General features: G+C 65.5%; 20 protein-coding genes and 1 pseudogene. 16 read left to right on the forward strand and 5 right to left on the reverse strand.

Going from position 1 to position 25,081, the window contains the following annotated elements:
- Positions 1-60: 60 nt before the first annotated feature.
- Positions 61-1,080, reverse strand: coding sequence for a sulfate ABC transporter substrate-binding protein (locus tag AAFN55_RS04080; protein ID WP_347797598.1), 1,020 nt, complete (start codon positions 1,078-1,080; stop codon positions 61-63).
- 523 nt (positions 1,081-1,603) lie between these two features.
- Here AAFN55_RS04080 and AAFN55_RS04085 point away from each other — a divergent pair.
- The 5 genes from AAFN55_RS04085 (at position 1,604) to AAFN55_RS04105 (ending at position 8,124) form a co-directional block, all read left to right on the forward strand.
- Positions 1,604-2,074 (forward strand): hypothetical protein, encoded by a 471-nt coding sequence (locus AAFN55_RS04085; RefSeq protein ID WP_347797599.1) that lies wholly within the window; start codon positions 1,604-1,606, stop codon positions 2,072-2,074.
- A gap of 12 nt (positions 2,075-2,086) precedes the next feature.
- Entirely contained in the window at positions 2,087-2,368 is a 282-nt protein-coding gene (locus tag AAFN55_RS04090; RefSeq protein ID WP_347797600.1) for a DUF1344 domain-containing protein, read from the forward strand.
- Between the two features lie 133 nt (positions 2,369-2,501).
- On the forward strand, positions 2,502-4,004 hold the full coding sequence (locus AAFN55_RS04095) for a Do family serine endopeptidase (protein WP_347797601.1): 1,503 nt from the start codon (positions 2,502-2,504) through the stop codon (positions 4,002-4,004).
- A 197-nt stretch (positions 4,005-4,201) separates the two neighbouring features.
- Positions 4,202-6,805 carry a bifunctional lysylphosphatidylglycerol flippase/synthetase MprF gene (gene mprF, locus AAFN55_RS04100; RefSeq protein ID WP_347797602.1) on the forward strand — a complete coding sequence of 868 codons (2,604 nt, stop codon included), beginning with the start codon at positions 4,202-4,204 and terminating at the stop codon, positions 6,803-6,805.
- Positions 6,802-8,124: an AcvB/VirJ family lysyl-phosphatidylglycerol hydrolase gene (locus AAFN55_RS04105; RefSeq protein WP_347797603.1), complete on the forward strand. Its 1,323-nt coding sequence runs from the start codon at positions 6,802-6,804 to the stop codon at positions 8,122-8,124. The genes mprF and AAFN55_RS04105 overlap by 4 nt, the downstream gene beginning before the upstream one ends.
- Here the strand turns inward: AAFN55_RS04105 and AAFN55_RS04110 are convergent.
- The 4 genes from AAFN55_RS04110 to AAFN55_RS04125 all read right to left on the reverse strand — a co-directional run bounded on the left by AAFN55_RS04110 (position 8,107) and on the right by AAFN55_RS04125 (position 11,820).
- A complete protein-coding gene (locus AAFN55_RS04110) occupies positions 8,107-9,498 on the reverse strand; it encodes a HAMP domain-containing sensor histidine kinase (RefSeq protein WP_347797604.1) in 1,392 nt (463 codons plus the stop codon). The two genes, AAFN55_RS04105 and AAFN55_RS04110, sit on opposite strands and share 18 nt — an antisense overlap.
- Positions 9,482-10,153 carry a response regulator transcription factor gene (locus AAFN55_RS04115; protein ID WP_347797605.1) on the reverse strand — a complete coding sequence of 224 codons (672 nt, stop codon included), beginning with the start codon at positions 10,151-10,153 and terminating at the stop codon, positions 9,482-9,484. Before AAFN55_RS04115 ends, AAFN55_RS04110 begins: the two co-directional genes overlap by 17 nt.
- 56 nt (positions 10,154-10,209) lie before the next feature.
- Positions 10,210-11,136, reverse strand: a complete 927-nt coding sequence (locus tag AAFN55_RS04120) for a pseudouridine-5'-phosphate glycosidase (RefSeq protein WP_347797606.1) — start codon at positions 11,134-11,136, stop codon at positions 10,210-10,212.
- Between the two features lie 66 nt (positions 11,137-11,202).
- Positions 11,203-11,820 (reverse strand): TetR/AcrR family transcriptional regulator, encoded by a 618-nt coding sequence (locus AAFN55_RS04125; protein WP_347797607.1) that lies wholly within the window; start codon positions 11,818-11,820, stop codon positions 11,203-11,205.
- 286 nt (positions 11,821-12,106) lie between these two features.
- On the opposite strand from AAFN55_RS04125, the gene AAFN55_RS04130 reads away from it, so the two are divergent.
- The 11 genes and pseudogenes from AAFN55_RS04130 to AAFN55_RS04180 all read left to right on the forward strand — a co-directional run bounded on the left by AAFN55_RS04130 (position 12,107) and on the right by AAFN55_RS04180 (position 25,080).
- Entirely contained in the window at positions 12,107-13,237 is a 1,131-nt protein-coding gene (locus AAFN55_RS04130; RefSeq protein ID WP_347797608.1) for an ABC transporter substrate-binding protein, read from the forward strand.
- Positions 13,238-13,254: 17 nt separating this feature from the next.
- Positions 13,255-15,111 (forward strand): annotated as a pseudogene (locus tag AAFN55_RS04135) (feruloyl-CoA synthase).
- Positions 15,112-15,147: 36 nt separating this feature from the next.
- Complete coding sequence (locus AAFN55_RS04140; protein WP_347797609.1) at positions 15,148-16,188, forward strand: branched-chain amino acid ABC transporter permease; 1,041 nt, start codon at positions 15,148-15,150, stop codon at positions 16,186-16,188.
- Position 16,189: 1 nt separating this feature from the next.
- A complete protein-coding gene (locus tag AAFN55_RS04145) occupies positions 16,190-17,956 on the forward strand; it encodes a branched-chain amino acid ABC transporter ATP-binding protein/permease (protein WP_347797610.1) in 1,767 nt (588 codons plus the stop codon).
- On the forward strand, positions 17,953-18,675 hold the full coding sequence (locus tag AAFN55_RS04150) for an ABC transporter ATP-binding protein (protein ID WP_347797611.1): 723 nt from the start codon (positions 17,953-17,955) through the stop codon (positions 18,673-18,675). Before AAFN55_RS04145 ends, AAFN55_RS04150 begins: the two co-directional genes overlap by 4 nt.
- Before the next feature lie 236 nt (positions 18,676-18,911).
- Positions 18,912-20,075 (forward strand): ABC transporter substrate-binding protein, encoded by a 1,164-nt coding sequence (locus AAFN55_RS04155; protein ID WP_347797612.1) that lies wholly within the window; start codon positions 18,912-18,914, stop codon positions 20,073-20,075.
- A gap of 75 nt (positions 20,076-20,150) precedes the next feature.
- A complete protein-coding gene (locus AAFN55_RS04160; RefSeq protein WP_347797613.1) occupies positions 20,151-21,011 on the forward strand; it encodes a branched-chain amino acid ABC transporter permease in 861 nt (286 codons plus the stop codon).
- A gap of 5 nt (positions 21,012-21,016) precedes the next feature.
- On the forward strand, positions 21,017-22,027 hold the full coding sequence (locus AAFN55_RS04165; protein ID WP_347797614.1) for a branched-chain amino acid ABC transporter permease: 1,011 nt from the start codon (positions 21,017-21,019) through the stop codon (positions 22,025-22,027).
- Positions 22,020-22,766, forward strand: a complete 747-nt coding sequence (locus AAFN55_RS04170; protein ID WP_347797615.1) for an ABC transporter ATP-binding protein — start codon at positions 22,020-22,022, stop codon at positions 22,764-22,766. Before AAFN55_RS04165 ends, AAFN55_RS04170 begins: the two co-directional genes overlap by 8 nt.
- Positions 22,759-23,457 carry an ABC transporter ATP-binding protein gene (locus AAFN55_RS04175; RefSeq protein WP_347797616.1) on the forward strand — a complete coding sequence of 233 codons (699 nt, stop codon included), beginning with the start codon at positions 22,759-22,761 and terminating at the stop codon, positions 23,455-23,457. Before AAFN55_RS04170 ends, AAFN55_RS04175 begins: the two co-directional genes overlap by 8 nt.
- A gap of 57 nt (positions 23,458-23,514) precedes the next feature.
- Positions 23,515-25,080, forward strand: coding sequence for a benzoate-CoA ligase family protein (locus AAFN55_RS04180; protein ID WP_347797617.1), 1,566 nt, complete (start codon positions 23,515-23,517; stop codon positions 25,078-25,080).
- Position 25,081: the final 1 nt, after the last annotated feature.

A 25,081-nucleotide genomic window follows, 5' to 3' on the forward strand; every position in this document is an offset into this window, starting at 1 on the left:
AGTTGACGGGGTGGAAGAGGAACCCCTCACACCCCGCCCATAATACTTCAGGTCTGTCGGTCAGTCGTTCGAATAAATCTTATCGAAGATGCCGCCATCGCCGAAATGCTCCGGCTGGGCCTTGGCCCATCCGCCGAACACCTCGCCGACCGTGACCAGCTTCACGTCGGGAAAGGATTCGAGATCGGCCGCGTCGACCTGGTCGGGATAGAGCGGGCGGTAGAAGTTGCGCGCGAAGATTTTCTGGGATTCCGGCGTGTAGAGCTCGTCCAGGAATGCCTTTGCGAGATCGCGCGTGCCCTTGCTGTCGACATTCTTGTCGACGATCGCGACCTTCACCTCTGCGAGGATGGAGACCGAGGGGACGACGATCTCGTACTCGCCCGCGCCGAATTCCTTGAGCGAGAGAAGGGCCTCGTTTTCCCAGGCGATCAGCACGTCGCCGACCTTGTTCTGGACGAACGTATTGGTCGAGCCGCGCGCGCCGGTGTCGAGCACGGGCACGTTCTCGTAGATCGATGCGACGAAATCCTGTGCCTTCTGCTGGTCACCGCCAGAGCGGTCGAGTTCATAGGCCCACGCGGCGAGGTAGTTCCAGCGTGCGCCGCCCGACGTTTTGGGGTTAGGCGTGATGACCGACACGCCCTCCTTGATGAGGTCGTCCCAGTCCTTGATCTCTTTCGGGTTGCCGGCGCGGACCAGGAACACGATTGTGGAGGTGTAGGGCGAGGATTCCGCCGGGAATTCGCTCTGCCAGCCTGGCTCGATGAGGGCGGCCTCCTCGATGCCCAGAATGTCGCCTTCCAGCGGGAAGGTCACGACGTCCGCCGGCAGGCCCTCGACCACCGAGCGGACCTGTGCGCCCGAGCCGCCATGGCTGTTGCTGACCTCGACCGTCCGTCCGGTCTTCTCCTGCCAGACCTTGGCGAAATGCTCGGAATATTCGCGATAGAGCTCGCGTGTCGGGTCGTAGGAAACGTTGTTCAGGGAGTCCTGGGCGAAGGCAAAATCGAGCCCGCCAAATTGGACCGATGCCGCCAGGGCGGCCGTGAATAGGAATGATTTTCGATTTAGGATCATGGCTACCTCCGTGGATTGCAACTAAACCCTATCGATTAAGTAGTGTATTTCCATGCACGAACGTTCCAAAGGCATGGGTGTTGCGGAAATGATATTCCGCCAAGCCGGCCGGAGTCCCAACAACCCGTTCGCGGTGTCTTGCAATACTGTCCGCGAGGGGTGCGTCGCCCAGGGAAAGCGGGGCAGTGGCGACAAGCCAGTCTGCCGTTCGCCTCCGCGTTTCCGGTCAAGTCTGCCGTGATTTAAATTTCCTGCAATGTTCTCTCATCGCCCAGAAATGATCATCGATCATTTGCGTGGCTGACAAGCGGCTGTTTCTAAAGAATTTTTATCGGCATAAGCCGCAAGGGCCAAACGGGTGCGTGGGCGAAACATTGCGCATTCCCAACATGCTTTCGATGCCCGGCGATGTTAAATTCTACGGGAAGTCGGGACCGGCCGGCATTGTCGGGCGACAGTGCGACGCGACCCTTCTGGACGACTTCGCAAGCTGGCGCGCATCTGCGCCAATGGAGTAGCTTTCATGCGCTCTTCCCTCAGAACCGCCGCACTGTCGGCAATCATCGTGTCCACGTCCGCCTTCGGAGCATTTGCCGCACAGACCAGCGGCATGGCTGCGATGACTCACAACGACAACCGCAACGTACAGTCCGCCTATTCGGTGCCGGCGCCCTCCGCCACAACGGGGATGCGGACGACGAACCCTCTAGCGACGATGGCCTCCACGCAGATGCTCCCGAGGCTCCGGACACTCATGAACGAGATTTCGCGTGCGGAGCAAAAGATCAACGCCGACACGCAGCATGGACGGCTGACACGTAGCGAGCATGCCAGGCTCGCCCATTCGCTCTCGGCCATACGCCAGCAAAGCGTCGCCACCGCCAACAATCATGGCGGTGCGATCCCGAAGGCGACGTACGGCAAGCTGCGCAACGAGGTCGCGAGCGTCGACCGGCAGATTCAGCGCCTGTCGCATGACGGCATGCGCGGCTGAGGTCGTTCGATCATGTCGGCACACGGTCTTGCGAGACGCGCGTTCCTGCCCGTCGCAGCCTTCGTCCTGTTCGGGTTCGCCGCCAATCCCATGGCCGGCACGGTGAGCAAGCTCGATGCCCAGGACCATGTGCTGACGATGACCGACGGCACTGAATATGCGCTTCGGCCGGACACGCCGTTACCGGACGTCCGGCCGGGCGACCAGGTTCTCGTCGTTTGGGGCATGTTCCACGGAAAGCTGGCACTGGACCACCTCGTGGTCTGCCGGACGGACGCGGAATGCCGGCAATAGGCGGCGCCGCATGTACCAGACTTTTCATTTGGAGCCGCACCGCGCCGCGCAGGTCGGCGCGCTTCAGGCTCCACGCCGAATAGACGTCAGCACGTACGTCACGGCAGTCGACCAACCTGCAAGGACAGACATCATGGCCACCCAGTCTTCAGTAACCCGCCGCCACAGAGCGCTTGCGCTCGCAGGCATAGCAATCGTCGCCATCCCCTTCGTGCTTGGCACGGCGTTGCGTGCGACCCATGCGCATTCGGCCGAGCTTCAGCCGGTCGCCCTGTCGAGCGCGACGGCTCCCGCCACGCTTGCCGATGTCGTCGCCGCCGACAAGCCCGCCGTCGTGACGGTCACGACCCGCATCGAGCAAACGGTCGCCGATGGCCAGCAATCGCCCCAGTTCGGGCCCGGCTCGCCGTTCGACGAGTTCTTCCGCCAGTTCTTCGGCCAGAATGGACCGATGCCCGGCCCCATGCCCCAACAGCCGCGCGGCGGTGCCGGCCAGGTTGCCGAGGCGCTCGGTTCCGGCTTCGTCATCGGCAGCGACGGCACGATCGTGACCAACAACCACGTCATCGACGGTGCGACCGACATCAAGGTCACGCTGGACGACGGCAAGGAATACAAGGCCGTTCTCGTCGGTCAGGACGCCAAGACGGACCTCGCAGTCCTCAAGATCGATGCGGGCAAGCCGCTTCCGACTGTGTCCTGGGGCGATTCCGACGTTTTGAGACCCGGCGATCCGGTGGTCGCGATCGGCAATCCGTTCGGCATCGGAACGACGGTGACGAGCGGCGTTGTTTCCGCGCGGGGCCGGGATCTCCACAACGGACCGTATGACGACTTCATCCAGGTCGATGCCGCCATCAACCACGGCAATTCCGGCGGGCCTCTCATCGACATGGCCGGACACGTCGTCGGCATCAACACGGCGATCTATTCGCCCAACGGAGGCAATGTCGGCGTCGGTTTCGCCATTCCCTCCGATGAGGCGAAGGGCGTCGTGGCGGCGCTCGTCAAGGACGGTTCCATCGCCCATGGCTATCTCGGCGTGAAAATCCAGCCGGTGACGCAGGACATCGCGGATGCGCTGGGACTGAAGGGCACGAACGGCGCGCTTGTCGCCGGTGTCGAGCCCAACACGCCATCGGCGTCGGCCGGTATCCAGGCAGGCGACGTGATCGTGTCCATGAATGGGACTGATGTGGCCGCGCCGCGTGACCTGTCGCGCAAGGTTGCCGATCTCAAGCCCGGCAGTGCCGAAAAGCTCGGCATCTGGCGTGGCGGACAGCAGATCGATGTCGCCGTCACGATCGGCGACGGCAACGCGTCCAGCGTCGCCTCGGCTCAGCCGGCCGTCACCGGCGAGCAGACGATCCCCGATTTGGGTCTCGGTCTCGCGGCCGATCCATCCGGCAAGGGTGGGGCCGTGGTCGGGTCGCTCGATCCCCAGAAGCCTGCCGCGATTGCGGGTTTGAATGAAGGCGATATCATCGAGGGCGTGAACCAGAAGCCGGAAATGACGCCGCAGGACGTCGCCTCGGCGATCCGCGACGCCGCGAAGTCGGGCCGGAGTTCCGTGCTGCTGCAGGTCGAGCGGAATGGCCAGCAGATGTTCGTGGCCGTTCCGTTCAGCATGGGCTGAACCTGGAGCATCGGACCGAAAAGTGGAATCCGGTTTTCGGGTTATTCCGATGCTCAAACAAAGAGATAGATCGCCACTGGTGCGTCCGTGAGGATGCACGGCGATCTAGGAGGGGTCGGGCATGAGTCCGGCCCCGTTCGCACCGGGGACCGAGGGACATGAGCGTTCCGGTTTTCGCATCTTTGGGAAAGAGATCGATGGCACTGGAACGCACATCCGAACCATCCACCGTGTCCCCCTGGCTGATGCGTCTCGTCGAGCCCCGGCTCCTGGGGCCGATCTTCGGCGCCGGCGTCGTCGCGATCACGGCATTCATCATCCACGAACTCGCGGCCGAGGTTCACCTTGACGACATCGTCTCCGCCATCTCCGACCTGTCCGCCAGCGCGCTCGTCTGGTCGCTGGCGCTCTCCGTCATCAGCTTCGCGGCGATGTCGTGCTACGACGTGCTCGCCGTCGAGCGGGTCGCCAAAGGGCGCGTGACGCGTCGCTTCGCGTTTCTGGCCGGCTTCATCGGCTACTCGATCTCCAACGCGATCGGTTTCCACGTTCTTGTCGGCGGACCTGTCCGCTACCGTCTCTATACGCATTCCGGCCTCGACGCCGCCGATGTCGGCCGCATCGTCGGCGTCTCCTTCATGACATTCAGCCTCGGGTTGGCGACGGTTGCAGCCTTCGCGCTGATGTTCGACCCGCCCGGCATTCCGTTCCTGCAGGCGCTGTCGCCCTCGGCGGGCAGGGGCATCGGCGTGGCAGCCCTGATAGGCCTCGCGGTCCTTCTCGTCTGGCTCGCGCAGAAAGAGCGGACCATCCGCCTCTTCGGGTGGACCCTGCCGCTGCCGAGCGCGCGCAATGCGGTTGCCCAGATCGTGATCGGCGCGATCGACATCGCGACGGCCTGCGGGGCGCTCTATGTCCTGCTGCCGCCGGACATAGCGCCTGCATTCTCGGTCTTCCTCATCATCTTCGTCGCCGCGATCGTGTTCGGCGTGGCAAGCCACGCACCCGGCGGCCTGGGCGTTCTCGAGGCCACGGTGCTGATCGGCCTGGGCGCGACCGGCCGGCCGGACGTGATCGCATCCCTGCTGGCGTTTCGGGTGATCTACTACCTGTTGCCGCTGATCGTCGCGCTCCTGGCGCTCGCTGCGTTCGAGATCGTGCGCGTGCGCAACAGGATTCCGAACGTGTCCAGGCGGGCACTGGTGGTCACGCGCCGCATCGTCGCGCCGACAAGCGCGATCCTCGTATTCCTCGGCGGCTGCGTACTTCTCGTCTCCGCCAACACGCCTGCGATCGGATCGCGCCTCGAGGTGCTCCAGTCCCTCCTGCCGCTGCCCTTCGCCGAAACGTCGCATATGCTGGCGAGCCTTGTCGGTCTCGCATTGATCGTAATTTCACGCGGCCTCTTCCGGCGCGTGGCGATGGCAAGGAAGGTCGCCATCGGCCTGCTGATCGCAGGCGCGGTGTTTTCGCTGGCCAAGGGGCTCGACTGGGAGGAGGCGATCGTGCTCCTCGCGATCGCCGGCGGTCTGGCGATGTCGTCCGCCGTCTTCTACCGCAAGGGCGATTGGCGCTCGTTCGAGCCCAACCCGTTCTGGCTCGGCGTGGTCTTCACCGCCTTCATCGCGCTGACTCTCTTCGGCTTCTTCGCCTTCCGGCATGTCGAATACCAGAACGAACTCTGGTGGAGTTTCGCCTGGGATGACGACGCGCCGCGCTTCCTGCGTGCGACACTCGTCCTGGGCGTGGTCGCGGCGGCCCTCGGGCTGGACGCGATCGTCAATCGTCCGCCGCAGCGTGCGCGGACGGGCCCGCTACCCGTGCCTGCCGAGGTGCGCGACCTGCTCGATACGTGCGAAGCCACCCAGCCGCAGATCGCGCTATTGGGCGACAAGCGGTTCATCGTCGCGGAGGATCGCAGCGCATTCCTGATGTATGCGGTCAGCGGCAGGAGCTGGATATCGATGGGCGATCCGGTCGGGTCCAGGCCAGCAGGATACGATCTCATATGGCGCATGGCCGAAGCCGCCGATCGCGCCGGCGCGCGCGCCATCTATTATGCCGTGGGGACGCAGTACATGCCTGCCTATGTCGATCTGGGCCTCTCCATGCTGAAGATCGGGGAGATCGCGCGCGTAAGCCTGCCCGATTTCGCGCTCGAAGGATCGAAGCGCCAGCCGCTACGATATGCCTTCAAGCGGGCCGAGCGCGAGGGGCTGCGCTTCGAGGTTCTGCCCAGGGAAGGCGTCGGCTACGCGATGCCGCAGTTGCGGGCCGTATCGGACGCCTGGATGGAATTGAAGAAGGGGCGGGAAAAAGGCTTCTCGCTCGGCAATTTCAACGAGGCATACCTGCGCGAATTCGACTGCGCGGTGCTCACGCAAGGTGACGACATCGTCGCCTTCGCCAATCTCTGGCGCGGTGCCGGCCGCGAGGAGTTGTCCGTCGACCTGATGCGCTACAGACCGGGTGTTTCCAACGCGCTGATGGACGCCTTCTTCACGCATCTTCTGATCTATGGCCGCGATGAGGGCTATCGATGGTTCAACCTCGGGGCTGCCCCCCTCTCGGGCCTGTCGTCGCATCCTCTCGCATCGACCTGGAACAGGCTGGGCACGTTCATCTACAGGCGCGGCGATGAGTTCTACAATTTCGAGGGATTGCGGGCGTTCAAGCAGAAGTTCGAACCTGTCTGGACCTCTCAATACCTTGCCTGTCCGGGCGGGCTGACAACCGGCCAGTCGCTCATTGATGTTGCCAGCCTCATATCCGGCGGTGCGATCGGGATGTTCAAGCGATGAGGATATTGTTGATCGCGGTCCTTCTCGTGACGAGCCTGCTTGCGGGCTGCGGCGAGCGCGCGGTCGTGCCGGTCTCTGCGGGGCGCATCGATCAGGTTCTGGCCCGTGCGCCATCGGGCGATATCAGCGCGCTGGTCGTCTATCTGTCCGACCGGTCGGGATGGCAAGAGGCCGACAGCGACATCGTCGATGCACTCGTAGCCGATGGGGCGGCAGTCATTCCCATCGATCTCTCCCAATATGCGCGCAACCTCGACGCCGACAGCGGCGGCTGCCTCTATGTCGTGGGCGAACTCACCGCGATCGCTCAGAATGCGCAGCGCGCACTGGGTATCGAGACCTATCTGCCGCCGGTTCTCGTCGGGCGTGGCGAGGGTGCGACCTTCGCTTATGCTGCCCTTGCGGACAGTCCGGCGAACACGCTGGGTGGCGCGATCGGCGCGGGCTTCGACAATCACCTGACATTGCGCCTGCCGTTCTGCCCCGGCCCGACCGCGACCGTGCTGCCCGGGGGCGGCTATTCCTACGCGTTCGACAAGGCATTGCCGGCAGACGGGCATCTTCTCGTCGCCCCGTCGGCGCTTGCCGGCGTGAAAGACGCCGCTGCCGCGCAACCGAGGCTCGACGTCGAGCCATTGTCGGACGCCGCGCCCGGCGAGCAGATCACGTCGCTTCTCAAATCGCTCGACGCGACCGCCGGATTTGCCGGTCTTCCGGTGGTATCGATCAAGCCGCAGGGAACGCCGCGCGGCCTCGTGGTCTTCTTCTCGGGTGATGGCGGATGGCGCGACCTCGACAAGACGATGGGCGAATGGATGGCAACCCAGGGCTATGAGGTGCTGGGCTTCGACGCATTGCGCTACTTCTGGGCGGAGAAGAAGCCCGAGCAGATCGCCTCCGACATCCAGACTGTCGTGACGGCCGCAGACCCCACGTCCCAACTGCCGGTCCTTCTCGTCGGCTATTCGTTCGGTGCGGACACCGTGCCCTTCGCCTGGCCGAAACTGCCGGCCGCGCTGCGAGACCGTATACGGCTCGTCGCACTTCTCGCGCCGAGCCTGGAGACGGGCTTTCAGGTCTCCGTGGCTGGATGGCTTGGAATGTCGGGCGGATCGAACGAGGTCGTTCCCGCGATCGCGGCCATGCCCGCCGACAAGGTGCTTTGCGTGTACGGCGCGGATGAAAAGGACGCGGCCTGCACCAACCCGGCGCTTGCGGACGTCAAGACCATCGTGACCAAGGGCGGACATCATTTCGATGGCGACTACGAGGCTCTCGGCAAGCGGGTGCTCGACGCCTTTTTAGGCGGGAAGGCCTGAATCGTTTGCAGGGAAGGTGAGCGTGCAACGCAGGCCGGGATGGTTGTCCTCCAGCGTGATGGTCCCGCCATGGGCTTCGACCGTTGCCTTGACCAGCGAGAGCCCCAGTCCGCTGCCGGGCGTCGTGCGGCTGTGCTCGAGCCGGTAGAGGCGTTCGAGCACCTTTTCACGCTCTTCCGGCGGAATGCCCGGGCCTTTGTCTGCCACGGTGATCGCGACGGCCCCGTCCAATCGCTCGATCGCGCAACTGATCTCGCGGCCTTCGCCGGCATGGCGAAGCGCATTTTCGAACAGGTTCGCGACGGCCTGCCCGATCAGCCGCTCGTCGCCTGTGAGCCAGATACGGGGCGGCGAGACCGGTCCGATAAGCCTGATGCCGCCGTCTTCGGCGGCAGGCCTGTAGAGTTCGGTCAAATTGGCCAGAAGCGCGGTCGCATCGAAACGCTCGAGGCGAAGGCCCGAGTCTCCGCCCTCGATCTGCGCGATCTGGAGAAGCGACTGAAAGATCGCGACCGACCGGTGTGTCTCATCCATCGCCTTCTCGATCAGTTCGCGACGCGCGGCCTGATCCGTCTCTTCGTTGATATCCGAGAGATAGACGCTGATGCGCTGGAGCGGGGTTCGCAATTCGTGCGCGATATCCGCCGTGACCTGCCGCAGTGCTGTCACGGCATCCTCCTGCGCCGATGCCATGCGATCTATCGCGGCCTCGATATGGCCGATGTCGTCGTCGCCGCTGGAACCGACACGCGCGGACAGGTCGCCACGGGTCATGTGTTCGAGCGCCGACGAAATGCGAACCAGCCGGCGCGACGATTGTGTGTTGATCGCCACCGCCGACCCGACCGCGATCAGCGTGGTCGGGATCACCGTCAAGGCAATGAGCGCGAGGAACGTCTCGGCGAGCCGCATGATCGGCGCGTAACTGCGCGCAACCACGAGGACACCGCCAAAGACCGGCTCGACGAGCGTCCGGTAGTCCGAATCGCTGACCTCGTTGCTTGCCGTGAGCGAAGAGAAGACCGGCTCGCCCTCATCGAGCTGGACCGTGGCATTGCCGGTCTGCAGGCTGTTTTCGTCTATGAAGATGAAGATGCGTTCCGCGGGGTTCGCGACCACGATTTCCGCATCGAGGAGCCGGCCGAAATCGGCCCGGTCGCCTGCGGTGGTCAGAGCCGCGATCGACTGCTGCAGGTCGCGGTCGATCGTCGCGACGGCATCGGCCCGCAGATACCAGAAGGTTATGCCGAGCGTGATGACCAGCGTGGTGGCGAACACGGCCGCCAGCGTGAGCGCCCGGCGCATATGTTCGGTGCGCAGCACGGCGCGCAGCCTGGGCATCGTGTCCGATACGGGCTCAGCCTTCGACGACATAGCCCACGCCGCGAACCGTCTTGATGATCTCGTCGGCGAAGGGTTTGTCGATCTTCGAGCGCAAGCGGCTGACATGTGTTTCGACGACGTTCGTCTGCGGGTCGAACCGAAGTCCCCAGACCTCCTCGAGCAGCATCGTACGCGTCTGGACGCGTCCCTTGTGGCGCACGAGATGTTCGAGCAATGCGAACTCCTTGCCGAGGAGCGAGATGGTCTGGCCGGCGCGCGTCACCGTGCGACGGATGAGGTCCATCTTCAGATCGCCCGCCGTCAAAATCGTATCGATCTGGGGCGTTGCCTGCCGCCGGCCCACCGCACCGATGCGCGCCGACAGCTCACCGAACGAGAATGGCTTCACCAGATAATCGTCGCCGCCGGCATTCAGGCCCTCAATGCGGTCGTCCGTCCCGCCCAGTGCCGTCAGAAAGATCGCCGGCGTGGCGACGCCCGCCGCCCGCAGGGCCTTGACGAGCGACAGCCCGTCGAGACCCGGCAGCATGCGATCGACGATGAGCAGGTCGTAGGGTTTCGCCATGGCCTGCGCAAAAGCCTCCCGGCCGTTCGCCACGTGGTCGGCTCCATGCCCTTCCTGACGCAGGCCCTTCGTCACGAAGGCGGCGGTCGTCTGGTCGTCTTCAATGACAAGAATTTGCATGTCGACACAGGCCGCATTTCGATCCCGTCATAGCTGATACCGGGCCCGTATCGGCGTCAAGTGCCGCGTTTCAGCCGGGCATGAGCGACTGCCATTTTCGCGGCGAGCGCGGCGTTGTTCTTCACCAGCGCGATGTTGGCCGTCAGGCTCTTTCCCTCGGAAAGCTCGTTGATGCGCCCGAGCAGGAAGGGCGTGACGTCCTTGCGGGCGATGCCGCGCGCTTCGGCTTCCTTCACGGCGTCGGCGATCGTGCCGTCGATGAAGTCGGGCGACAGCGCGTCTGCCTCCGGAATGGGATTGGCGATCAGAATGCCGGTGCCCGAGCCAAGCTGTGCATGGGTGATCATCATCTGCGCGATCTCCTCCGGCGAAGAGAGCGTGTGATCGGCCTTCAGCCCGCTCGACCGCGTGAAGAAGGCCGGGAAATCCTCGCTCCGATAGGCGACGACCGGCACACGCTGCGTCTCGATATATTCGAGCGTCTTGGGAATATCGAGGATCGACTTCACCCCGGCGCACACGACGGTGGTGCCGGTCTGGCCCAGTTCGGTCAGGTCGGCCGAGATGTCGAAGGTCTGGTCGGCGCCGCGATGGACGCCACCGACGCCGCCGGTCGCGAAGATGTCGATGCCGGCGAGCGCCGCGATGCGCATGGTCGCGGAAACGGTCGTGCCGGCCGAGCCGCCCGTCACCATGACTGCTGCCAGATCACGCCCGGACGCCTTCACCACGTCCTTCGAGCGCGCGAGCATTTCGAGCTGCGCTGCGTCGAGACCGACATGGATCGTGCCGTCGATGACAGCGATGGTCGCGGGAACGGCGCCGTTCTCCCGCACGACGTCTTCCACCGCCTGCGCCGTCTCCAGATTGGCCGGAAAAGGCATGCCGTGGGTGATGATGGTCGATTCGAGCGCGACGACCGGATCGCCTGCCTTCAAGGCCTGGGCGACCGCGTCGCTGAAAGTCAGTGTGAGCTTGGTCATGAGAATCCTCGTGCTGGAATGCGATGCATGCCCGAGCTCGGGAGATGCCGCAAGAGATACGCCCGATCAGGGGCCGTCGTCGTGACGAGCGAGCATCGACGCGCAGGCATCGACGGCCGCCACCCGCTCCGCCTTCGAACGGCCGATGGTCAAAAGCGCCTCGCCCAGCATGAAGGATTGCGCGATCGTGGCGCGCCGCGCCGCCTCGTCGCCCGAAAAGCCCAGATCGGTCATGAGTTCGAGGAAGAACTCGCGGCGTACGGCATCGACCTTGCGCACGGTGTCGGCGGCGAGCGTCTCGCGCCGCGCCCATGAGCGGATCGCCAGTTCGATTTCGGCCCCGTGCTTGTCCGGGGGCGTGGCGGCGGGCAGCGACAGCAGGCGCTTGAGACGCTCCGCGCCTGTCGCGGCCTCGGCGCGCGCCCATCGCGTGACCTGTATCGTCGCGCGATCCATCCAATACTCCAGCACGCGTTCCACGAGCTGGTGACGGTTGCGGAAATGCCAGTAGAAGCTGCCTTTGGTGACGCCCAGTTCGCGCGCAAGCTCCTCGACGCGGATGTCGTCGAGATTGTTGCGGGCGATGTGCCTGAACGCGGCGTCGATCCAGTCGCGCTCGCTCATCCGGGGCGGTTGCGGATCCTCGGCAGCCGGGACCTCGACTGGTTTTTCAACGATGCTCATTGCAATGAGATGCCAGAAGACTGGGCCGTGATCAATACCGCTCGACCATACGGCGGCGTATTGACAGACGCGATATCGTTATACAACATAAGATAAAACATCACAAATTCACATACGCATGCGTATGTTCTTTGAGTGGAAAGGGAGAGAGGGCCGACGCTGGCGCGGCATGGCGACGAGGATCGCCCACGGCCGGGTGTCGACAGCGGGACGGTTCTCGCAGATCATAATTGCCAAGGCAGCAGGGCGGGAGGAAATCGTCCCTGTGTCGTAACGGGAGGAAATCATGAGATACGTATTCGCCGCCGGCGTCGCCGGCGCACTGCTTGCCACGCCCGCGCTGGCCGACGTGACCGTCTGCATCACGGTGTCGGCCACCGGCCCCGCCGCATCCCTCGGCGTGCCCGAGCAGAACACCGTCGCGCTCCTGCCGAAAGAGATCGAGGGGCAGACGATCAACTACACCACGTTCGACGACGCGACCGACCCGACGGCGGCCGTGCGCAACGTGCGCAAATGCATCGAAGAGCAGAGCGCCGACCTCCTGATCGGGTCCTCGGCGACGCCGGCGACGGTGGCCGTCGCGCAGGTTGCCGCCGAAACCTCGACCCCGCTGCTCACGCTCGCCCCGGTCGGCCTGCCGCCCGAATCCGAACACTGGACGTTCCGCACCCCGCAGCCGGTCGCGATCATGGCCAGCGCGATCATCGACCACATGAAGGCGAACGAGGTGAAGACGCTCGGCTTCATCGGTTATTCGGACGGCTATGGCGAATTGTGGCTGAACGTCCTCAACAAGGCGCTCGAGGGCACGGGCATCACGATGGAGCCGGTGGAACGCTACGCCCGCAACGACACGAGCGTCACCGGACAGGTGCTGCGCGTCGTCTCCGCCGCACCCGATGCGGTGATCGTGGCGGCCTCGGGAACGCCGGCCGCGCTGCCCAATCTGGCGCTGGCCGAACGCGGCTATGAAGGCCAGATCTACCATACGCACGGCTCGGCGAGCCTCGACTTCATCCGCGTCGCGGGCGCTTCGGCGGAAGGCACGATCCTGCCGGTCGGACCGGTCGTGGTCGCGTCGCAGCTTCCCGACGATCACCCCTCCAAGGCGATCGGCATGGAGTATACGCAAGCCTATGAAGGCGCGCATGGCGCGGGCTCGCTGTCGTCCTTCGGTGGCCACATGTACGACGCCGCGCAGCTTCTGACCGCAGCGCTTCCGGCCGCGCTGGAAGCCGGCGAACCCGGCACGGCCGAGTTCCGTTCCGGCCTGCGCGACGCGCTCGAAAGCCTGGAGGAGGTGGCCGGCGTCCACGGCGTCTTCAACACCACCCCGGAAAACCATGACGGCCATGACGAACGCAGCCGCGTGCTCGTCGTCGTCGAGAACGGCGCCTGGAAGTACATGGAATAGGCTCCGGCGTGGGTACGATGGCGCAGGTCGAAAGCCCCGCTCCGCCGCTTTTCGCGGAGCCGCGGGTTCGGATGGAGAGGCGGGTGGACGGCACGTTGCTGCTGTCCAACCCGGTGCCGCTGACGCGGCCCGCCCGTGCGGTCGGCGACTGGCTGACCGGCTGGGCCAAACGCGCGCCCGGGCGGCTGTTCCTCGCTGAACGGGCCTCGCCCTCGATCGACTGGACACGCCTGACCTAGGGCGATGCGCTGATGCGCGTCCGCGCGGTCGCCTCCTCCCTGCTGTCGCGTGGGCTCTCGCCCACGCGGCCGGTGGCGGTGCTGTCCGACAATGCGATCGACTATGCGGTGCTGGCGCTTGCCGCGATGCATGCCGGGATACCCGTGGCCACGATCTCGCCGGCCTATTCGCTGATGTCGCGCGACCACGCCAAGCTTATATCGATGATCGAGCTTTTGGAGCCGGGGCTCATCTATGTCGGCGACGCAGCCGTCTATGGCGCCGCACTTGCCGCGCTCCAGGGCCGCCATTCCGCCGTCATCTGCGCCAGCGCGGGCAGCGAGGCCGTGCCGCGGGCCATCTCCTTCTCGCAATTGGAGGCCGCGCCGCCGAATGACCACGCGGTCGACCGCGCCTTCGCCGCGACCACGCCCGACACGGTCGCGCGGCTTCTCTTCACCTCGGGCTCGACGGGTACGCCCAAGGCCGTGATCAACACGCACAGGATGCTGACCTCGAACCAGGAAGCACGCGCCGCCGTCTGGCCCTTCCTGGAGACGGAGCCGCCGGTTCTGGTCGACTGGCTGCCATGGAGCCATACGTTCGGCGCCAACCACGACTTCAACATGATCCTGCGGAACGGCGGCACGCTCTATATCGATGCCGGAAAGCCGACACCGCAGCTCTTCGCCACCACCGCGGCGAACCTCAAGGAGGTGCAGCCGACGATCTGCTTCAACGTTCCGCGCGGCTACGACATGCTGATCGCCGCGATGCGCGAGGATCGCGAATTGCGCGACCGCTTCTTCGCCTCGGTGAAGCTCATCTTCTATGCCGGCGCCGCCTTGCCGCAGAATCTCTGGGCCGCGCTCGAAACCCTGTCGCGCGAGACGCTGGGCTATGCCGTCCCGATGGTTTCCGCCTGGGGATCGACCGAGACCGCCCCGATGGCGACCGACTGCCATTTCCAGGCCAGCCGCAGCGGCAATATCGGTCTTCCGGTGCCGGGCACGGAGCTGAAGCTGGTGCCGACCGGCGACAAGCTGGAGATCAGGGTACGCGGACCGAACGTGACGCCCGGCTACTGGAAGAACGACGAGCTGACGCGCGCGGCCTTCGACGAAGAAGGCTTCTACAGGATCGGCGACGCGGTTCGTCTCGCCGATCCGGAGCGCCCGGAAGCCGGGCTCTACTTCGACGGACGGGTGGCGGAGGATTTCAAGCTGACGTCGGGAACCTGGGTCAGCGTCGGCGACATCCGCGTGCAGGGCATCGCAGCGCTCGATCCCGTCGCGCAGGACATCGTCGTCACCGGGCACGACAGCGAGGAGGTGGGCTTCCTCGTCTTCGCCAATCTGCCCGCTTGCCGGCGCATCGCCGGACTGGCGGACGACGCGCCTGCGCGCGACGCTCTCGACAGCCATGCCGTCCGCGCCCATGTCGAAAGCGGGCTTGCGGCGCTCAGGGCAAAAGGCGGCGGGTCGTCGCGCTATGCCACGCGTGCGCGCCTGATGGAGGCTCCGGCGGCCGTCGACCGGGGCGAAATCACCGACAAGGGCTACGTCAACCAGCGCGCGGTCCTCGCCAACCGGCAGGACGAACTCGCTTTGCTTCACGGCGACGACGCATCTTTCTACATCGCCATCGCGAACTGATAAGCGCCGACGCTCGAACGGGAGGCCTGACGGTCCTTGGACACAAACATCTTCATCTTTCTCGTTCAGGACGGCATCATCAACGGGGCGATCTACGCCCTGCTGGCGGTCGCGCTGGTGCTGGTCTTCGCGGTCACGCGGGTCATCCTCGTGCCGCAGGGCGATTTCGTCACCTTCGGCGGCCTGACGCTCGCGGCGCTCGAAATGGGACGGACGCCGGGCGCCGTCTGGCTGCTGATGGTGCTTGCCGCCGCCGCCGCGCTTATGGACGTGTTCGTGGCGCTGCGGGAGCGCTCGCCCGCACGCGCGGCCATGGCGCTGGTCAAGAACCTTGTTCCTGCGGCCCTGATCACGGCTGCAGCGCTTCTTCTGGCGCCGATGCAACTCGGCGCTCTTGTGAACATCCTGATCTGCGTCGCGATCATCGTGCCGATGGGCCCGTACCTCTACCGGGTCGCCTTCCAGCCGCTCGCGGACGCGTCCGTCCTCGTGCTGCTGATCGCAGCCGTCGGCGCGCATCTGGCCCTGACAGCACTCGGGCTGGTGATCTTCGGGGCCGAGGGCTACCGGACGTCCGCCCTGATCTCGGGATCGTTCCGGCTGGGGCCGATGACCGTCACCTATCAGAGCCTGCTCGTCGTCGGCGCGACGTTGGCGCTGCTTGCCGTGCTCGCGGTCTTCTTCACCCGCACGCTGACCGGCAAGGCGCTGCGCGCCTCGGCGATCAACCGTCGCGGCGCGCGTCTGGTCGGCATACCGACGATGCTGTCGGGGCGCATCCCATTCGCGATGGCGGCTGCGATCGGCGTCGTTTCCGCTGTCCTCGTCGCGCCGCTGACGACGCTCTACTACGACAGCGGCTTCGTGATCGGGCTCAAGGGCTTCGTCGCGGCAATCATCGGGGGTCTGTCCGCCTATCCGCCTGCCGTGATCGCAGCACTGGGTGTCGGGCTGCTCGAAGCCTTCTCTTCCTTCTGGGCCAGCGCCTTCAAGGAGGTGATCGTCTTCGCCTCGATCATTCCGGTCCTGCTGTGGCGGTCGCTGCGCAGTACCCACAACGACGAGGAGGAGCACTAGAATGGACCGCTCCTCGCTGATCCGCTTCGCCATCTTCGTCGCGATCGTCCTGACGGTTCCGTTCCTGCCGTTCGTACCCAACTTCTGGGTGACGCTCTTGAATTTCGTCGGGCTCGCGAGCCTGGTCGCGCTCGGGCTCGTGCTGCTGACCGGGGTCGGCGGCATGACCTCCTTCGGGCAGGCGGCCTTCGTCGGCTTCGGGGCCTATGCGACCGCCGTTCTGACGGTCTATTCGGGGTGGTCGCCCTGGCTGACGCTGCCGGTGTCGATCGCCGTCACGGGGGCGGCGGCGCTCCTGATCGGACTGGTGACGGTGCGCCTCTCGGGCCACTATCTGCCGCTCGGCACCATCGCCTGGGGCATCGCCTTCTACTATCTGTTCGGCAACCTGAAATCGCTTGGCGCCTATGACGGCATTTCCAGCGTGCCGCCGCTGAACGTCTTCGGCGTCAATCTTCTCGACGGCCGCTCCTTCTACCTCGTCGTCTGGGCCTTCGTGCTGGTCGCCTTGTGGCTGACCGCCAACCTTCTCGATTCGCGCGTCGGCCGCTCCATCCGCGCGCTGCGCAGCGGGTCGATGGCGGCGGAATCCGTCGGGGTCGATGTCTGGCGCGCCAAGCTGACGGTCTTCGTCTACGCAGCACTTCTGGCCGGCGTGTCGGGCTGGCTCTATGCCCACTTCCAGCGCGCGGTGACGCCCGGCGTCTTCAACCTGACCGTGGGCATCGAATATCTGCTGATGGCCGTGCTGGGCGGGGCCGGCTACATCTATGGAGCGGTTCTCGGCGCGGGCATCGTCATCCTGCTCAAGAACGTGCTGCAGGACTGGCTGCCGCTGATCTTCGGCACCGGCGGGAATTACGAGGGCATCGTCTTCGGCGCGCTGTTGGTGGCGTTGCTGCAAGGGGCGCGCGAAGGCATCTGGCCGCTGCTGGTGGGTCGCATGAAGCCGCGTCGCCGCGCTTTGTCCACGGCCGAGCCGCTTGTGAGCGAAGGCTTCGACCCCGCCGGCCAGCCGCTCCTGTCGGTGCAGAACGTGCGCAAGGAGTTCGGCGGACTGGTCGCCGTCAACGACGTGTCCTTCGACGTGGCGACCGGCGAGATCGTCGGGCTGATCGGTCCCAACGGCGCGGGCAAGAGCACCACCTTCAATCTCGTCACGGGCGTTCTGCCGCTGACGCAGGGCGAAATCTCGTTCAGGGGCGAGCCGATCGGCGGGCTGTCGCCATCGCGCATCGCCAAGCGCCGCATCGCGCGGACCTTCCAGCACGTCAAGCTCTCGCCGCAGATGTCGGTTCTCGACAATGTCGCGATCGGGGCGCATCTGCGCGGCCGCAACGGGCTGACGGCGGGCATGCTGCGGCTCGACCGTGACGAAGAGGCACGCATCTTCGCCGAGGCCGAACGCCAGATCGCCCGCGTCGGGCTGGGCGACGTCGTGCACCAGCCCGCCGGCGCGCTCGCGCTGGGCCAGCAGCGCCTCGCCGAGATCGCGCGCGCGCTTTGCCTCGATCCCGTGCTGCTACTGCTGGACGAGCCGGCCGCGGGGCTGCGCCACATGGAAAAGCAGGCGCTCGCGGACCTGATCCGCAGCCTGCGCAAGGAGGGCATGAGCATCCTGCTGGTCGAGCACGACATGGATTTCGTCATGCAACTCACCGACCACATCGTCGTGCTCAACTTCGGCGCGCGCATCGCGACCGGGTCTCCGGCCGAAGTCCAGCGCAACCCGGCCGTTGTCGAAGCCTATCTGGGGAGTGCGGCGTGAACGATTTGATGACCGTTTCCGGCCTGTCGGTGAACTACGGCCGCGTCGAGGCCGTGCGGGAGGTCTCGCTCGACGTGCGCGCAGGCGAGATCGCCACCGTCATCGGGGCGAACGGTGCCGGCAAGACGACGCTGCTCGCCTCCATCATGGGCCTTCTCCCGTCGCGGGGAACCGTGACGTTCGAAGGGCGCGACCTCGCGACAGTCGCCGCCGAGGACCGCGTCGCGATGGGCATCAGCCTCGTGCCGGAACAGCGCGATTTGTTCGGGACGATGAGCGTCGAGGAGAACCTCGAACTCGGCGCGTTCCGGCGCGGCCGCAACGAGATCGCGGAGCGCCTCGAAGGCGTGTTCACGCTCTTCCCGAGGCTGAAGGAGCGGCGGCGTCAGGAGGCCGGAACGCTTTCGGGCGGCGAGCGCCAGATGCTGGCGATGGGTCGTGCGCTGATGGCGCGGCCGCGCCTCCTGATGCTCGACGAGCCGAGCCTCGGTCTGGCGCCGTTGATCGTCCGCGACATCCTGCGCACGGTGGCCGATCTGCGGGCAGGGGGCGTGTCGATCCTGCTGGTCGAGCAGAACGCCCGCGCCGCGCTCCAGATCGCGGACCGGGCCTATGTCATGGAGCTCGGCGCTATCACCATGCAGGGGCCGGCAGCCGAACTGGCCGAGGATCCGCGCATCGCCGAGATCTATCTCGGCATCGGCCGGAAACCCGCCTGATGTCGGGAGGGTGCTGTGAAGCCCCCTTTTCCTCCTGATAATTCGCTGAAGTTTATGCACGATATTGCAGTGAGCACAGCTCAATCGCATCGGCATGCCTGATATTTTATGGCATATTGTGCAGAAAGTGCAGTATAATGCTTGCGACGCGCGATCCGCGCTGGTAGGCTCTTCTCGTCAAACAGCCGTGGGCGGACGAACCGCGTCTCCGCGGCACTCTTTGGGAGGAGAGTCAGATGAAGACCGTGTTGAAGGGCTCGCTCGCGGGCGTGCTTGCGCTCGTCGCAACGAGCGCAGCGGCGCAGGACGAGAAGATCGATGTCGGCATGATCCTGCCCTATGTCGGCGTCTATGCCGCGCTGGGCACCGAGATCGACCAGGGCTTCATGCTGGCGCTGGACGAAGCGGGCATGACCGACCGTTTCAACATCATCCGCGAGGACACCGAAGCCGCCCCGCCGGTCGGCGTCGCGAAGACGCGCAAGCTGGTTCTCGAAGACGAGGTGGACGTTCTCGTCGGCATCGTGTCGTCGGGCGTGCTGGCTGCGGTGCGCGACTTCGTCGACCAGTCGCAGGTGCCGCTGATCGTCTCCAATGCCGGCAACGACGAAGCGACCGGCCTTTCCTGCAGCCCATACATCACCCGCGTTTCATTCTCCAACGCGCAGGTCGCCCGGCCGATGGGCCAGTGGATGTACGATCAGGGCGTGCGCACCGTCTACACCATGGCGCCGGACTACGCCGCCGGCCGCCAGTTCATCGGCGCCTTTGCGGAAGCCTTCAAGGCCGTGGGCGGCGAGGTCGTCGGCGAGGCGTTCACGCCGTTCGGCCAGACGCAGGATTTCGGCCCCTATATGACCACGGCGCAGGCCGCCGCGCCCGACGCGGTGTTCGTGTTCTATGCCGGCGGCGAGGCGATCAACTATGTGAAGCAGTACGATTCCTTCGGGATCAAGGACACCGTGCCGCTCTACGGCACCGGCTTCCTCACCTCGCAACTCTATCTCGACGCGGAAGGCCCGGCAGCGACGGGCGTGATCACGTCGCTTCACTATCTGCCGGCGCTCGACACACCGGAGAACAAGGCCTTCGTGGAGGCTTTCCAGAAGGTCGCGGGCGGTCGCCTGCCGTCGGAATACGCAGTTCAGGGCTATGACACCGGGCGTTCTCTGGTCGAGGCCGTCAAGGCCGGCGCGACGGATCGGGAATCGATCACCCAGGCGCTCAAGCAGGTCAGCTATACGGGTCCGCGCGGGCCGCTGGAAATCGATCCGGCGACCAACAACATCGTCCAGAACGTCTATGTCTTCGACATCGTCGAGGAGGACGGCCGCCTGACGCAGAAGCTGCTCGATACCGTCGAAGCGGTGCGCGACGAGCCCAACGGCTGCGAACTCTGAGCATCACCGACATCGCAGGATGCGCGGCCCGCCCGCGCATCCGCTCCTGACGACCCCAAGATTTCGGAAGGCGGCATGTCGTTCTGGATCGTCCAGGCCCTCAATGGGCTGCAGTTCTCGATGCTGCTCTTCTTGCTGTCGATCGGCCTGACGGTCATCTTCGGCCTGATGCATTTCGTCAATCTCGCCCACGGCGCGCTCTATGCGCTGGGTGCCTATGTCGGCGTCAGCGCCTTCCTCGTGACCGGCACGTACTGGGGCGCATTCATCGCCGCGCCGATCGCCGTGGCGCTTGCCGGCATCGTGCTTTATCTCGGCCTTATCCGCCGCCTGCGCGGGGCGGGGCCGATGAGCCAGGTCCTGGTCACCTTCGGCCTGATTTTCATCCTGCACGATCTCTTCCGCCTCACCTGGGGCGACTACGCGCTCAGCCTCAGCGAGCCGATGCTGTTTTCGGGCCGCAGCACGTTTCTGGGCGTGACCTATCCGACCTACCGCCTGTTCATCATCGGTGTCGGCCTGTCGGTGATGGTCGGGTTGTGGCTGCTCCTGTCGCGCACCCAGATCGGCGCGATGATCCGCGCCGGCGTGGACAATGGCAGCATGGCGGCGTGCCTCGGCATCAATGTCGACCGGCTGTTCTTCCTCGTCTTCTGCCTCGGCTGCGGGTTGGCCGGGCTTGCGGGCGTGGTGGCCGCGCCGGTCCTGTCGGTAACGCCGCATATGGGCACGCAAATCCTCATTCCGACGCTCGTCGTGGTGGTGATCGGCGGGCTGGGAAGCCTGCGCGGCGCCATCGCCGGCTCGCTGCTGGTCGGCTTCATCCAGACGTTCGGCGTGGTGCTGGTGCCGCAACTCGCCTCGGTGACGATCTACGCGCTTCTGGCCGCCGTGCTCATCCTGCGTCCCGCAGGCCTCTTTCCAGCGCGGGCGTGACGGCGATGTTTCATCAAACCCTCGCCAAGACCATCACGCTGGCGCTGCTGCTGGGCGGCATGGCGATCTATACCGTCTTCGCCGGCTTCTATGGCCGGGAGCTGATCATCGAGGCGTCGGCGCTCATCATTCTCGCCATCAGCCTCGACCTGGTCGCGGGCTATGGCGGCATGATCTCCCTGTGCCACGGCGCAATCTTCGGCATCGGCGCCTATGTGTTCGCGGTCCTCACGTCGATGTTCGGCATCTCGCCGCTGATCGCGCTTCCGGCGGCGATGGCCGCGGGCGGTCTCTTCGGGCTCGCCGTCGGCGCCGTCACGTCGCGTACGACGGGCATCTTCTTCATCATGGCGACGCTCGCCTTCGGCCAGATGGTGCATGTCTACGTCTTCGAGAACAGGGCATTGGGCGGCGATGACGGGCTGTCGGGCGTCGCACGCATCGACCTGTCGCTCCTCGGCCTCAACATGAACAATTCGATGCAGTTCGCACTGTTCTCGATCGTGCTGGCGGGGCTGGCCTATGTGATGGCCGCGCTGCTGCTGCGGTCCGGCTTCGGGCGCACATTGGTCGGCATCCGCTCGAACGAAACCCGGATGCGTGCGATCGGCCTGCCGGTGCGGCGCTACAAGGCGCTCGCCTTCGGCTTCTCGGGCGTCCTCGCAGGCCTCGCGGGCACGATCGCCGCGCAGCAGACCATGTTCGTCTCGCCGCTGATGATGGGCTGGATGATGTCCGGGGAGGCACTGGTGATGGTGATCCTGGGCGGCATCGGCACGCTGGTCGGACCCGCCGTGGGCGCGGTGCTGGTCGTGTTCCTCGAACACGAGCTGAGCGGCCTGACGCGCTATTGGCACATGATCATGGGCATCATCCTCGTTCTGGTCGTGGTGATGGGCAATCGCGGTCTCTACGGCCAGTTCGAATACATGCTCACGCGCCGCAAGCGGCCGGCGCCGGTGCCCGAGCAAAAGGCCGCCACGAGGCTCGACGTAGCGGAGAGCCGCCATGCTTGAAGCGATCGGACTTGAGAAATCCTACGGCAGGCTCAAGGTCACGCAGAATGTCTCGCTGGCGGTCGAAAAGGGCGAGCGCCGCGTCATCCTCGGTCCGAACGGCGCGGGCAAGACAACGCTCTTCAACATCCTCGTCGGCGAGGTGAGGCCGAATGCCGGTACGATCAAGCTCGCGGGACGCGACCTGACGCGGATGCCGGTCGAGGCGCGCGCCCGGCTTGGGCTCGGACGCAGCTACCAGAAGAACACGCTCTTCGACGACCTCACCGTCGCCGAAAACCTCGCCCTGGCATGTGCCACTGCGTCGGGTGCGGCAGGTTGGCTGACGCGCGACACGCTCAACGACCGCGCGATCGCGGAACGCGTGGGCGACGTCGCCTCGAAGGTCGGGCTGACGCCGCTTCTGGATCATCCCGTGAACGCGGTCTCGTATGGCGCGCGCCGCCAGCTCGAGGTCGGCATCGCGCTTGCGACGGAACCCGTCGTCCTGCTGATGGACGAGCCGACATCGGGCGTCGGCCCGGAGATGATCAAGGCCTTTCACACCCTCCTGAAATCGCTGCCGCGCGACCTCACCGTGGTGATCATCGAGCACGACATGGACCTCGCCTTCGACGTCGCGGACCGCGTCACGGTCCTGAACTATGGCGAGGTGGTTTTCGAAGGCACGCCGGACGAAACGCGCGACAGCCACCTCGTCAACGAAATCTACCTCGGAGGCTGGAGCCACGATGCTTGAGGTGGAGGACCTGCACACCGGCTATGGCGAGACCAGGGTCATCCACGGGCTGGGCTTCGCCGCGCGCAGGGGGCGTGTCATGGCCGTTCTCGGCCGCAACGGCGCCGGCAAAACCACGACGCTGAAGGCGATCATGGGCCTGCTGCCGCTGTCGCGCGGCGAGATACGGCTCGACGGGCGCAGGATTTCGGGCCGGCCTTCCTATGAGATCGCCCGCAGCGGCATCGGCTACGTGCCCGAGACGCGCGACATCTTCCCCTCGCTGACGGTCGATGAAAACCTGCGGCTGGCGATGCGCATCTCGCCGCCGAACCCGGCCTGGACGCGCGAACGGGTCATCGACTTCTTTCCCAACCTGGCCAACCGGCTGACCAATGGCGGCAACCAGCTTTCGGGCGGCGAGCAGCAGATGCTGTCGATCGCGCGCGCCTTGTTGACCAACCCGCATCTGCTCATCCTCGACGAGCCGACGGAAGGGCTGGCACCGATCATCGTGCGCCAGATCCACGACAAGCTGCAGGAACTCAAGGCCGAGGGTCTGACGATGATTTTGGTCGAGCAGAATTTCGGCTTCGCGACCAGCCTTGCCGACGATGTCTGCGTGGTCGGACGCGGCGATGTCGTCTGGCGGGGCACGTCTGCGCAGGTCTGCGACGACAAGGCGGCACAAAAGAAATGGCTGGGGGTCTGATCCCGGCAGGCGTCATCCGCGCCGCCGGGGTCGCCGCCCCGTGAACTGGAGGAACCCATGGTCGAGGATAACGGCAACGCCGCACTGTATTTTGTCGATCGCCATGTCGCGGAGGGGCGGGGCGACAAGGCCGCCTTCGTGGAAAGCGGGGAGGGCGGGCGCACGCTGACCTATGGCGGGCTCGCGGAGCAGTCGTCGCGCATGGCCGACCTTTATGCGCGGCACGGCATCCAGCCGGAAGGCCGCGCGGCGATCATCATGCTCGACGAGATCGCGCTGCCGGTGATCTTCTGGGGAAGCCTCAAGGCAGGCGTGGTGCCGATTCCGCTGAACACGCTTCTGTCGACCGATTATTACGAGATCATCCTCAACGACGCGCGCGTCAAGGTGCTGTTCGTCTCGCCGGAACTGCTGCCTGCGGTTGAGCCGATCCTGTCGCGTATCGCCTCCCTGCGCCATGTCTTCGTGGTGGGCGGCGAGGCGGGCGGACACCTGTCCTTCGCCGATGAACTCGCCGCCTCGCAGCCGGGCGGCATGTGCCATGCGAGCGATGACGAATGCGCGTTCTGGCTCTATTCGTCGGGCTCCACGGGGCGGCCAAAGGGCGTACGCCACGTTCATTCCAGCCTCAAGGCGACGTCCGACACGTTCGGCGCGCAGGTGCTCGCCATCACGCAGGACGACGTCGTGCTGTCCGCCGCCAAGCTGTTCTTCGCCTACGGCCTCGGCAACTCGATGACCTTCCCGATGTCGGTCGGCGCGACCGCGATCCTGCATCGCGGGAGGCCGACGCCGGACGTGATGTTCAAGGCGATCGAAGACAGCCGGCCGACGATCTTCTGCGGCGTGCCCACGCTGTTCGCCGCGATGCTCGCGCATGCGGGCGCGACCGACGCCGTTTCCACCAGCCTGCGCATCTGCACGTCGGCGGGCGAAGCGCTGCCGGCCGAGGTCGGCAATCGCTGGCGGCAACTCTTCGGCGTCGATATCCTCGACGGCGTGGGGTCCACCGAGATGCTGCATATCTTCCTCGCCAATGCACCGGGCAGCATCGTCTACGGCACGTCGGGCGTCGCCGTGCCGGGCTACGCGGTCAAGCTGGTCGACGAACAGGGCGCGGAGATCGATGGTCCCGGCGAGGTCGGCGAACTGCTCGTCAACGGGCCGTCCGCCGCGGAGAATTACTGGAACCAGCGCGACAAGAGCCGCTCGACCTTCGAGGGCAGATGGACGCGCACCGGCGACAAATACGAGCGCACCGGCGATGGCCGTTTCGTCTATTGCGGGCGCACGGACGACATGTTCAAGGTCTCGGGCATCTGGGTCGCGCCGTTCGAGGTCGAGCAGGCGCTCGTCTCGCATCCGCGCGTGCTGGAAGCGGCGGTCGTGCCGTTTCGCGACCACGAAGGGCTCGAGAAGCCGCTGGCCTATGTCGTGCTGAAGGACGGGGCGGCGGCCGACACCCTGCCCGAAATGCTCAAGGCGCATGTCAAGGAGCGCATCGGCGCGTGGAAATATCCGCGCTGGATCAGCATCGTTCCCGAACTGCCGAAGACCGCGACGGGAAAAATCCAGCGCTTCAAATTGCGCGAGGACGAATGGACCCGGGCAGTCGATAGGTGAG

The organism is Mesorhizobium sp. CAU 1732 (genome assembly GCF_039888675.1).
Lineage (GTDB): Bacteria > Pseudomonadota > Alphaproteobacteria > Rhizobiales > Rhizobiaceae > Aerobium.